Here is a 12,002-nt window from a genome sequence, read left to right as displayed (position 1 = left end):
TCAGTGCGTCACTTCGTCTGAAGCTCCTGCATTATCATCAGTGGAAACTGCTGTTGTACCAGAAACTTTTTCAAGCATCTTGGTAAAATTACGCATTGACTGCAGATGAACATAAATGAGTTCCAACTCATCCGTTTTAGCTAATTCAGCAAAGGTTTCTGGTGCTAAACCTTTAAGCTTTTCACGATTTACAGCTTGGAAACCTGTTACTGTGCGCTTCTCGCCAGCTGGAGTAGTGAACTGCGCCCCCATAGGCTCAAGTAAATCAAGCTCCTGAAGCTTTTTCGCAAAGGCTTTTGTACGCTGATAATGAACTTGATATTCTTTCAGGAAATCCAAAACCGAGCTTAAATACTGTGTTTGCTCGCCATCAGCATCGAAAAGTTTTTCTCCACGACCTTCCTGATTGCAACCTTCAAAACCTTCATCAATACAAAGCGTCAATGTAGAACCATCATCCGCACTAGAGAAAACAAATGGGTAGCGACGAATAAATGCAGGGATATATTTCGCTTTCCAACCACCATCTTGGTCTACATAGAGGTTTTCCTGCTCTCTTACACCCATCAGAACAACAGGAAGTAAATTCTCGCCTTCACCTGCAAAAACAACGCAATACTCTTCTGCAGCATTAGGAAACTCAACAGCCATAAGCGGAACTGAATTTACCGCCTGAGCAAAACCATACTGGTTCCCTGCCTTAACTGACCAATCTGCATGACGCTGCTTATTGATTGGCTGAACATCCCCGTAAATCAGTAACTGTGTTGTCACGATGAATTTCCTTCATATTTCTAAAGTAATTTGCAGTCCAAGGTTCACATCTTAGACAAGAATACACCTGTACTGCAACTTAACTATTTAACTATTGCTCTGTGGAATAAGTATTTCTTCTTCCCAACCATAGCGCTCTATATAAGCAGAGTTCAATCCTAGGCATTCATTGGATTCACATTTATCTCTGTGCTTACACTGATAGAATCCGTTCTTTTCAAACTCACGCCAAAATATAGGATCTATAAATAATTGCGGCTGCCCATTCACCAACAAGTTCTTATATTCACCAAGTAAGCATTGAGGAAAGTTTTTAATTTCTACACGTCGACCTAATGATTGCGCTTTTCTTACAGCCTCTTTTAAATAAGGCAGCATCTCCAAATGAGGCGCCAGTAGAGATTTGTCATCTTTACCTGACATCGGCCAATAAAACCAAAATTCCATTTGCACCAAGTTTTTTAAATGCGCTAAAGCATCCACAACCAGCGGTAACTGCTTATAACTTTCTTTTGTGACTACTGTATTAGTAATACTGATCGCATGCTTCCAACGATCTATATTTTTCATTCCTTGAAGCGTCTTATTGAATGACCCTTGAACTTGGGTTATTTCATCATGTGATTGAGCATCTGCTGCAGCAACGCTGATAAAGAATTCATCCACGCCTGACTCGATTAGCTTTGTACAATATTCTTCTTTCCCTAGGTGCATGCCGTGGCTCTGAATTCGAACGTGCTTAAATCCAGACTGCTTTGCGGCTTTTGCTAGCTCAGGCAAGTCTCGATGCAAAGTAATCTCAGATCCCGTAAGAATCAGCCCAACCCATTTTTTATGCCTCATATTGTAAGCAAGCAATTCCTCAAATTTCTCTCTACTCTGAGGTTCCAGATAGTCCATTGTATCTTCGATCATGCAGTGAACACATTTGAGATTACAACGAAACTCCATCGTCATAGAGACGTATGCGCTGTGATCGAATCGTTCCTCTATAGAAAGCATTAAAAGATTCCGTAATAACTTGTCTTCAAAACTTCTATCTGGCCATCAGGGAGCATTTTGTAATCAATACCGACATCATAGAGCATATGATCCAATTCATTCCTAGAAGCCATGACATAACTCTGAATCAGTTCTGGGTAACCCACAGCTTTCAAGAACCAAATAAGTTGCTCTATTTTAATACGAGAAAAGTAGATACCTTCATTTTGCTTTTTATTTGCAACCACAGTCGTTTCGCAATCACGAAGTTCGGGTAAGAGAATCTTATTAAAATCTAACTTCCGCAGATTCAAATGCACGGAGCTTGCGATCTTTGCCAGAATATCTTCTTTCTCTTTAACCGAGTTATAGAAGTAATAAAGATTACTTAAGGAAAGCCCCTCTTCAGACAATTCATAACAAATACCTGAAGACACATTACTACCGTCATTCCCAATATAGACATTCGCTTCACTTAAATTCAAACAACCTGTATTCAGCCCATCGACATCCAGATCGATCGAAAACATAAAGTAAGGTACATCTTCTGATATATCCAAAACAGTGGATAATGAATCGGGCATCAACTGTTTTAAACGAGTAAAGGAGTTTTTTCTCTCAAGGCGCTCATAATCATAAAAATACAGCTCCCAGCTAACTTTCCCATCAGCAAGCTTCACCCCCCAAACGGTCCGGCCTTCCCCCATCACTTCCTGAATTTCGTTTATCAGCTTAACGCCGTTAACTCCAACGTCCGCTGCTTCAAAACTATTCAATAGAAGATTGAAAGAGTGCTGTTTGCCATCAGTAGCCGTTAAAGGGGTATACGGCCAAAGGCAATAATCCAGCAACAGTGCCTCTGGACCGCACTGTTTTACAAAAGGCTCCAGTTCATTCATGTTAGCCACAGCGCTCTTCAACTCCAAAATACAACGTAATAAAAGGCTCACCCTCTCGATTTATTCCGCCAGATACATGCCCCAAAATACGACCAGCATTTTGCTCTAGAAATTTATCCGATGATGCAGACGGTATTGAAAAGCTTTGAAACAGCTTTTTCAGCAAGAAGTCAAATTCACCTATTCGAAGAGAGAAATCATACAAATTGATATCAAAGGACCTACGAACACTTCCAGGCTCAGATACATCGAGCATCATTGGTAATTCAGACCCGCAAACCTGCTCCAATAATGTTTGAACCCACGCAGACTGTACTCGCCCAGAAGAGCCTAAGCATTGCTCTATAAATGAAAAGACATGCGCCATAGAAAAAGAAGGGAGACATCGATAGTCAGTGATGAGATGACAGCCACTATTGGGATACCATTTAATAGCCTGATGCAGCAAAACACCCTTCGAACTATTTACCTCATAACGTTCTCCAACAGGACAGGGGTACTCAAGATAGAGCTTACATAGCGGTCTTCCATGCTCATCTTCATACCCAAGATGAACAAGCCCAGCCATATCAAACTTCGCCTGAAGCCATTCCAAGCCCTCCAAAGGCATGGCTAAATCATCAGCCAACTTCCGCAGCGAAGTGAATGGCTTTTCACCGAAACAATTTTTGTGCTGAGTAAGAAGAAAACGGTTTTGATTAAGCGCCCCTGCCGTTAATTTGCAGGAACGCTCATAACCAAATGGAACAGCCAACGAGGAGAAGGCAGATAGTAATACAGCTTGAGGCTGCATTTAAAACCTATCGGCGAGCTTGTTCAGAACTACGATAAGTACGACTATCCATAACAGATGCCGTAATTTCAAACGCTTGCTCCTCACCTGAAAGCATTGCGTTAACTTGCTCCAAATCCGTATCACTCAAGAGGCCCACTGCGCGTTTTAAGCGTAGCGTATTAATAAGATAGTCATATCGAGCACTAGAAAACTCTGTTCTAGCAAAGAACAAATCACGCTCTGCATCTAAAACACTTAAGCTAGAAGTCAAACCTGATTCATAAGCTGTACGTTTTGCATCAACACCTAATTCATAAGCATCAACAGAACGTTGAAGTGCTTCTACTTTAGCAATAGAGCCAACAACACCATCAAATGCAGCAAAAGTTTCACGTTCCGTAGCACGCCATTCAACTTCTAATTCGTCTTGAGCTTTATTATGCAGTTCAACGGATTCTCTAACCTTGGAAGACACTGCACCACCTGCGTAAATTGGTACAGTTAATTTAACCATCATATCTTGCGTTTCAACTTCGGAGCCGCCACCAAATAGCGAGCCTTCAGTTTCTCGGTTATTCTGAGAGAACACAAAATCTAAGGTAGGGTAGTGCCCGCCCTTCTGCCTACGAACCTCCTGCCAAGCCACAGCTGTAGCATAACGTTTGGCCAAAACTTTAGGATTATTATTACGGCTTTTTTCCACCCACTCTTGAGGCATTGCAGGCGTTGGTTCAACTAAGTCCATATCAAGACCGAGAGAAACTAAAGATTGAGGCAATTGTCCAGTCATCTCTTTCAAGCTTTGAAGCGCATCTTTTAACGTATTTCTGATTTCCACTTCTCGTGCTTTAGCTTGCATGTAACGAGCCTGAGCATCTAGCTCATCTGTAATTCGAGCCAAACCGTCTTCACGCTGCTGACGGACAAGCTCATAATGTTTTTCTAACGAAGCAACTTCAGACTTAACCGAGGTATAATTATCGTACTCACGTAGCGCTGAGAAATAGCTTTCAGCGGTACGCATTATCAAATCTTGACGAACATCTTCTAGCTCAGACGCGACCCTTTTCACGTCCTCCTTGGCTTGTTTGAAGTAAGCCCAGTTACTATAGCTGTAGAGAGATTGAGTCAGAGAAAGTGTCATCTCAGTGGTTGGATAAGAGGTGCTGCCGCTAGAGAAGACTTGATTATCAGAACTGACAATATCTTGCGTAGTTTCTGTCTGAGAATAATCGAACTTTATTGTAGGAAGTAACGCTGCCTTAGCCTGAGCATAGATTTCTTTAGAGGCTTCATGCTCATGAAATCCCGCTTGGAACGTTGGATCATTCTCCAGTGCCAATTTGTAAACATCTATTAAATCTTCAGCATTAGCCGATAGATTGACCATACACCCTGAAAGACATGCAGCTGTGATAATCTTTCTTACACTTTTACGCATAATAGATACCTTTGTACTTTTCCTTTTTTAAGCCCGCTCTGCAACAGGATCGGTTTCTATCAGGATGCAGATTTTTTTATGTTTAAACGCGACTTTCAATAAAACATCACGTAATCCAAAACTACTTAATGCTAGGCACTTAATTGAGAAATGTTCATTAATAGAACAGAACCTCTACATTTTTATAGTATATTTGAAAACAAGTTAAGTTTTTATACATTTTCTATAACTTTATTTGCAAGAGCCACCCTATAAACCACAAATAAATAAAGGGTATTAATGGCATTTAAAATTAACCAAACCTCTTTCTTGAAATAAAATTCAACATCTATACTTTCAACTATCATCTATTAACTTTTGAGCAATAAACTGTAGTAGCCACCTTCATGAGTACCAAAGCCATCAAAAACAACGACTACGAAGTTCTAGTTGCACAATTGCAGCAGGAGATAGAGCGTCTTAATGATTTTGCAGCACTATCGTCCGATTGGTTTTGGGAACAAGACAAAGAGTTTAGATTTATCAGTTTTTCTGGCACCGGCATCAGCCGGATGAGCCGCAATCAAATCGACTTTATTGGTCGCTGCCGCTGGGAAATGCCTATTAGCCCTGATTCATATTCTGCAATGCAGGAACACAAGGCTCTATGCAAAAAACACGAGCCTTTCTATGATTTCCAGTACGATATTTTTAATGAAGAAGGTCAACTACAACGCTACACCGTCAGTGGAGCACCTACATTTGATATTGATGGTAATTTTTCAGGCTATCGAGGCATAGCCTCCAACATTACTGATCTATATCAAGCACGGAAAGCCTTTAAAAAGACCCAACAACAACTATCTCAAATGATTGTTGGTAATCCTATTGCCAGCTTTGTTATCAATGAAGAACACATCATCACTCATTGGAATAAAGCGTGTGAAATATTAACTGGCATACCGGCCTCATCAGTAATTGGCACTAAAGATTCTTGGAAAGGTTTTTATGATCATCCACGCCCAGTGATGGCCAATTTGGTACTTAATGGTGCTATTTCCAAAGATATTGAGCAACACTACGGACATAAATTCCAGCCATCGGAACTGATTCCAGGTGCGGTTGAAGCTCAAGATTACTTCCCTAAAATGCATGATGGCCGCTGGTTATATTTTACGGCAGCCCCACTACAAGATGAAGACGGTCAAACCATCGGTGCGATAGAAACCCTACAAGATATAACAAGCCAAAAAGTCCAAGAAGAAAAAATCATTCACCAAGCGCACTTCGATAGCTTAACAGGGTTACCCAATCGATTCTTAGCACTCGACCGATTAAACCTATTGATCCAAGAAGCTAAGCGTAACAATAAAAAGCTTGCAGTTCTTTTTATCGATCTCGACGATTTTAAAAAAGTGAATGACACGCTAGGTCATGCACTTGGAGATGAGCTGCTTATTCAAGCAGCAAATAAGTTACGTTCCATGATTCGTGCCAGTGATACAATAGGACGTTTAGGTGGCGATGAATTTATTGTCCTTATCAACAACCTCGAAGATGCGCTTGAAGTACGTCCAATTGCTGAAAACTTACTTAAAAGCTTTCGCGATGTATTCCAAGTTAAAAATCGAGAGCTACTTCTAACAACCAGCATTGGCATCTCTATCTTTCCTGATGATGGCACCAAACCTGATCAACTACTACGAAATGCCGATTCCGCTATGTATCACTCAAAGAGCGAAGGCCGGAATGCCTATCACTTTTTCACTGAAGATATGAATGCCGGTATAGAACGTCGTTTATTGATTGAAGAACAGATGCACGGGGCATTAGCTCGTAATGAGTTCGATCTAAACTACCAACCCGTATTTGAGACCCAATCTGAACATATTGTGGGAGCAGAAGCCTTATTACGATGGAAAAACCCTGCACTAGGACATGTTTCTCCCGACGAATTCATCCCCATTGCCGAACAAACAGGCTTAATCATTCCTATAGGCTACTTTGTCTTAAAAGAATCATTAAAGGCCACTAAAACCTGGACTGAACAGTACGATTCAAATTTCAAAATTGCAGTCAACTTATCGCCGCTTCAATTTAAAGCGCCTACCCTGCTCAATAAGATCAAAAAATACCTCAATACCAATCAACTATCAGGCGACAGCTTGCATTTAGAGATCACGGAAGGGGTTCTATTAGGTAATCAAACCTATATTAAAAAAGCGTTTGAGGAGTTTTCTCAATTAGGCATCCAAATCTCTATGGATGACTTCGGCACAGGTTATTCCTCCCTGAATTATCTTCGCCAATACAACTTCAACACGCTAAAAATTGATCGCAGTTTCATGCAGGATTTTGAAGAAGATGAAACTGCCCCTGCATTAATAGACGCTACTATAGCAATGGCACACGCGCTTGGGGTAAAAGTCATTGCAGAAGGAGTGGAAACACAGTCTCAGCGAGACTATTTAGCGGCAAAAGCATGTAACTATATTCAGGGATATTTTTACAGCAAGCCTTTACTGCAAGACGAATTGACTAAATTAATAAGCCGCCATCAATAAACTACTTTTTAAGTTTCAAAATAGGCCGTTTTGGTTTATCAACCACTCTCTTGGGCGTAATAGCTCTTACAGCAGCTTTCGCACCATTTTTAGCAGCGTATTCCATTCCCTCCCGAATCATTAAAGCGAGCTCTGGAGCAGAAAAGCCTTTATCGCCTTTAATCGATAGATCAAGCGGATTACTAAAACTACCATCCAAAACTTCAATAGAAAGACCCGACTGATGCACAACCTGGCGCCCGTCTACAGACCACATAAACAATACCCAAAATTAATTAACGTTCGCTACACAATATACGTCAATGAAGGTAGCGAACCAACGGAACTAAGTAGTAAAAGATGTCATTAATTAGTCGAGAAAATACCTTAACCTCGATAATCTTTGACCCAGAGCAAGAAATCATCAGGAGCTAATGGCTTGCTAAAGAAGTACCCCTGTACCCGATCACAATTCATATCCGCTAATATATTCAATTGTTGCTCAGTCTCAACACCTTCAGCAACAACAGGTAAACCCAACCCACTACTCATACTAATTGCTGCTGAAACGAGTGCACAGTCTTCAGGATCTGATGCTATATCACGTACAAAAGTTCTATCTACCTTCAAGATATCGAATGGGTAATTTTTCAAATTACTAAGGGACGAATACCCTGTACCAAAATCATCCATTGCGATACCAACACCAAGCTGCTTAAGCGCTTCTAACGTTCGTTTGGCTTCAGCAGGATTCCTGATCAATAATCCTTCCGTCACCTCTAAGATTAAGTATTCAGAGCTAAGCTCTGCACCTTTCAATGCTTGTTCAATTACTCTACCCAAGCCCTCTCCTTGCAACTGTCGAGGGGATACATTGATCGCTAACGTCAGATCACTCAATCCTTGTTCACGCCATTCAGTCATCTGCATACATGCATTTTCCAAAACCCAATTACCGATCGGCACAATAAACCCTGTTTGCTCAGCTATCCCAATAAATTGATCTGGCGAGACAGAACCTAGCACCTCATTATCCCAACGTAACAGAGCCTCCACCCCAACTAATCTTTTAGTTTTAGCTTCGACAATAGGCTGATAAAACAAAGAAAATTCATCTCTTCCGAGAGCTGACTTCAATTGAGTCTCCACCTGCATCCGCATCGTAAGATTTTCATGTATCTGATGATTAAAGAACTTATACGTATTCCTCCCTGCCTCTTTAGCTTGATACATTGCTAGGTCGGCATTTCGCAATAGAATAGCCCCATCCTCACCATCTTCAGGAAAAATAGATAAACCAATACTAGGCGTAACAGCTAAGCTATGACCCGCCAATTCAAACGTTTCGGCAAAGGCTTTTTTAATTTTTTCTAGCACAGGAAAACAATCAGCCTGCTCCGATATTGCAGGCATGATAATTAAGAACTCATCACCGCCCAAACGCGCAACAACATCTGACTCTCTAACGGTGTTCAGTAGCCTTGAAGCGGCCATAATTAATAATTGGTCGCCAATATCATGCCCGAGGGAATCATTCACATATTTAAAGCCATCAAGGTCGATAAACATCACAGCTAATTTATGCTGCTGCCGACCAGCATTACTTACCCCTTGCGCTAAACGCTCCATTCCAAGCGTCCTGTTTGGCAGCTCAGTCAATGCATCATAACTAGCTTGGTATAACAGTCTCTGCTCTTGCTCACGGCGTTTGGTTATATCTTCCTTAATGATCAAATAATGAGTGACATCCGAAGCACTGGTCATTACAGGGGATAGATGAACAAATTCCCAACAATTTTCACCCGACTGTTTTCGAGAGCATAATTCACCAGCCCATTCTTTATCGCTTTTAATAGCCTGTAAAAAATCATTAAATGAGGTTTCAGTGGTATGTTGTTTGTTAATAAAAGACACTGCACTTTGACCAAGCAACTCTTCTTCTACAAAACCAGACGCTTGTACAACAGCATCATTCACATACTCAATATTTCCCTGTGAGTCCGTAATAATGATACTCACTGGAGTTTGAGATACAGCAAGGGAAAGGATTTTTACTTCTTGCTGAATTTTCGCCCGCTCTATCACTTCTTCGCGAAGCTTTAGGTTAGATTCATTTAGTTCCTTAGTTCGCTCTCTAACTCGCTCTTCCAATAATAAACGCGCTTGAGTTAAGGCCACTTGTCGATCTGCAAGCTTCTGCTGCATCGCGTTAAATGATCGTGCCAAGGCTGTTAATTCATCATGCCCTACCACATCGACTTTGTGTTCTAGATCGCCACTGGCAATTCTAGAAAACGCCTCACGCATTCGATTCAAACGTAAAACTAAATAACGTGAAAAAAGGATCATTAAAATAACGGCAATCAGCATCCCAAACGCTGAAATCATCATAAATCGTTGCTGCTGGGCTTCAAGTTCAGCAACTGCATTATTAATAAAGCCATCTGTCGTAATTTCGATCTGGGTTACAAGGATTTCTAAATCCTTCGCAATCACATTAAATCGAGGTTGAGATTCATACTGGGACAAACGAAAGGCTTCCGCTATCTGCCCATTTATTGCAGCTTTAATTACTTGATCAAGTGTAGCTTGTAGCCGTTTCCAATTATCATCAATTGAGCGAACTTGTCTTTCATGTCCATCACCAAATTCATTGATAAAGGCACGCCAATTACCTTCAAACAACTGAATATCAGCTGATAATTTTTCCGATGCTGCTGTGAGTGCGAAGAAATCACTCTCCACATGTAAATTAACTTCTGTAACTCGAATACGATAGATTTGGGATTGAAGTGAATTAACTAGGACTAAAGGTTTGACTGCTTGGTTCTGTATTTCCGCCTGTTGCTTAGTAGATTTCTGAGCGATTTGATTAGAAATAGACAACAAAATCCCAACAAACAGTGCCATTAATATGACACCAAACAGTAATTTTCGCTGAATAGTTAGCTGATGCTTTTTACTATCAATAAGAGCCAAAATAATCCTTAATGGACAGTTGGAAATAACGTTTTCATTTTAAGCCAATATTTAATCTGCTGCTCTCGACCATATTTTTCTGTAATTCGCTCCCATTCTTGAGCCGTCACACGCATTGCCTCTTTTGCAGACTTCTCGCCCTTTGAAGCAAGGAACAGCTGTTTATTCAAAGCAGCAATATAGTCTGTATCACCTGGCAACCCAGTCCCTGCAGGCACGGTCACTGGTATATCTCTAAGAGCCACTTCTAATACATTCATTCCGTACGTAGCCTGAATCACCTTCGACTCAAAGTGATTCATTCGGTAAGGGTCGGAAAAGCCACCTTTTTCAGATAAAGCTAGCTCTGATACATCCGGATCGGTTAGCCACATAGCAAATAGAAACGCCAACTCTTTATTCTGAGCAGTACTAGGAATAACCAGGTTATTACCATAAATAAGCGTGGTCCGGCGATTTACTATATTTCCAACGGCTGTTCCAGGCATTGATACAGCGATATATTTTTCTCTAACTTTAGAATGAGGGGAATTAAAAATTTTCGCTCCGGCAAGCGTAATCATGGTTGAATAACCCTTTCCGCTCATAAAAATTGGTAAGGTATAAGTGTAATTACTGCTTTGATCAAGAATATCTGAAGGAGAATAGGGAAGCGTTGCTAAATAACTTTCTGTCGCTGCAATCCCAGCCTCACTCTCAATCAATGGTTTCATATTGTCATCGAATAAAAACTGATTAGGGTAACCTTGCGAAACATACCGAGGCATCCAGAACATCCATGCAGAAGCCTCGTCGCGCTGTTCTACAGAACCATAAAACCCATCTCCTGGTTTATGAAAAAATGCTACCTGCCTTTGGTACTCTGCCCATGTTTCTGGTACTTTCAGTGTTTCATTAAATTGTTTTTGGTAAGCCTGCTGATTCTCTGGGTCCTCCAACAAATCACGGCGAAGATATAACAAAGCTATATCTCCATCCGCAGGAATTGCGACTGGTGTACCGGCATAGAAAGCTTGCTTGTATGGCATTAAAAAACTATTTTTCCCGGATCCCAAGAACTCAAAATTAAAACGCGCAATAAATGGCGTAAGATCCACAATCAATCCACTATGATACAGATCAGCATACTCCCTGTTTCGCGCAACAGTTAGATCTACATCTTTATGATTCTGAATATAGTCAATTGAAGCTTGCTGAGGCATCGTTTTAGCATCTATTAGTATACCTGTTGCCGCCTCCCATCGATTTTTTAGACCATGATCTTTCCCTAAAAAATTGACTATGTTTCCCTGCTTTGCAACCAAACGTATAACCGAGCCAGGTGCTATACTCCCTTGTGCAACTAGCATTTTTACACCTTCGATCGCCTTATCGGCTTGTTCACCGGCAATTGATAATGCCGACACCAATGTAAGGGAAAAGATATAAAAAAAGGACCTAAAAACGATTTTCAACTCTCAACCCTCTGGTTTAATTGCTATACACATAAAGTTATCATAGATAATCCATTAAGTTTGGCGACAATAGTTAACAATGAGTTGGATACTGGAAAACAACGGCTTCATCATTGAGGCTGTTATTATGGGAATAATTATTGTGTATGTTGGGCTTAAAATCTAACTCCAACGCTC

General features: G+C 40.8%; 9 protein-coding genes. 1 reads left to right on the top strand and 8 read right to left on the bottom strand.

Translation table 11 applies throughout. The features are described from left to right. The 5 genes from ACMXYS_RS02245 to ACMXYS_RS02225 all read right to left on the bottom strand — a co-directional run bounded on the left by ACMXYS_RS02245 (position 1) and on the right by ACMXYS_RS02225 (position 4,870). On the bottom strand, positions 1–774 hold the full coding sequence (locus ACMXYS_RS02245; RefSeq protein ID WP_415897455.1) for a SapC family protein: 774 nt from the start codon (positions 772–774) through the stop codon (positions 1–3). Positions 775–861: 87 nt separating this feature from the next. Continuing rightward, positions 862–1,689, bottom strand: a complete 828-nt coding sequence (locus tag ACMXYS_RS02240; protein ID WP_415897454.1) for a radical SAM protein — start codon at positions 1,687–1,689, stop codon at positions 862–864. An 86-nt stretch (positions 1,690–1,775) separates the two neighbouring features. Beyond that, positions 1,776–2,663: a hypothetical protein gene (locus ACMXYS_RS02235; RefSeq protein WP_415897453.1), complete on the bottom strand. Its 888-nt coding sequence runs from the start codon at positions 2,661–2,663 to the stop codon at positions 1,776–1,778. Continuing rightward, positions 2,656–3,447 (bottom strand): hypothetical protein, encoded by a 792-nt coding sequence (locus tag ACMXYS_RS02230; protein WP_415897452.1) that lies wholly within the window; start codon positions 3,445–3,447, stop codon positions 2,656–2,658. The genes ACMXYS_RS02235 and ACMXYS_RS02230 overlap by 8 nt, the downstream gene beginning before the upstream one ends. Positions 3,448–3,454: 7 nt before the next feature. Further along, the gene (locus tag ACMXYS_RS02225; RefSeq protein WP_415897451.1) at positions 3,455–4,870 is read right to left on the bottom strand and encodes a TolC family outer membrane protein; all 1,416 of its coding nucleotides are present in this window, start codon (positions 4,868–4,870) and stop codon (positions 3,455–3,457) included. A 386-nt stretch (positions 4,871–5,256) separates the two neighbouring features. Here ACMXYS_RS02225 and ACMXYS_RS02220 point away from each other — a divergent pair, with 386 nt between their 5' ends. After that, entirely contained in the window at positions 5,257–7,413 is a 2,157-nt protein-coding gene (locus ACMXYS_RS02220; RefSeq protein ID WP_415897450.1) for an EAL and GGDEF domain-containing protein, read from the top strand. 1 nt (position 7,414) lies between these two features. Here the strand turns inward: ACMXYS_RS02220 and ACMXYS_RS02215 are convergent, their stop codons facing one another. From ACMXYS_RS02215 to ACMXYS_RS02205, 3 genes are all read right to left on the bottom strand, one after another. Further along, on the bottom strand, positions 7,415–7,669 hold the full coding sequence (locus ACMXYS_RS02215) for a hypothetical protein (RefSeq protein ID WP_415883358.1): 255 nt from the start codon (positions 7,667–7,669) through the stop codon (positions 7,415–7,417). Positions 7,670–7,779: 110 nt separating this feature from the next. Continuing rightward, entirely contained in the window at positions 7,780–10,371 is a 2,592-nt protein-coding gene (locus ACMXYS_RS02210; protein ID WP_415897449.1) for an EAL domain-containing protein, read from the bottom strand. An 8-nt stretch (positions 10,372–10,379) separates the two neighbouring features. Further along, positions 10,380–11,825 (bottom strand): extracellular solute-binding protein, encoded by a 1,446-nt coding sequence (locus ACMXYS_RS02205; protein WP_415897448.1) that lies wholly within the window; start codon positions 11,823–11,825, stop codon positions 10,380–10,382. Between the last annotated feature and the right edge of the window lie 177 nt (positions 11,826–12,002).

Origin of the sequence: Neptuniibacter sp. QD57_21 (assembly GCF_047778075.1) — a bacterium.
GTDB lineage: Bacteria > Pseudomonadota > Gammaproteobacteria > Pseudomonadales > Balneatricaceae > Neptuniibacter.
The sequence above is the reverse complement of the archived record's forward strand: the minus strand, read 5'-3'. Positions and strand labels throughout refer to the sequence as shown.

Excerpts from the sequence above, each read along its gene's own strand:
- ACMXYS_RS02240 (WP_415897454.1), bottom strand. The coding sequence starts at position 1,689 with ATGATCGAAGATACAATGGACTATCTGGAACCTCAGAGTAGAGAGAAA.
- ACMXYS_RS02230 (WP_415897452.1), bottom strand. The coding sequence starts at position 3,447 with ATGCAGCCTCAAGCTGTATTACTATCTGCCTTCTCCTCGTTGGCTGTT.
- ACMXYS_RS02225 (WP_415897451.1), bottom strand. The coding sequence starts at position 4,870 with ATGCGTAAAAGTGTAAGAAAGATTATCACAGCTGCATGTCTTTCAGGG.
- ACMXYS_RS02220 (WP_415897450.1), top strand. The coding sequence starts at position 5,257 with ATGAGTACCAAAGCCATCAAAAACAACGACTACGAAGTTCTAGTTGCA.
- ACMXYS_RS02215 (WP_415883358.1), bottom strand. The coding sequence starts at position 7,669 with ATGTGGTCTGTAGACGGGCGCCAGGTTGTGCATCAGTCGGGTCTTTCT.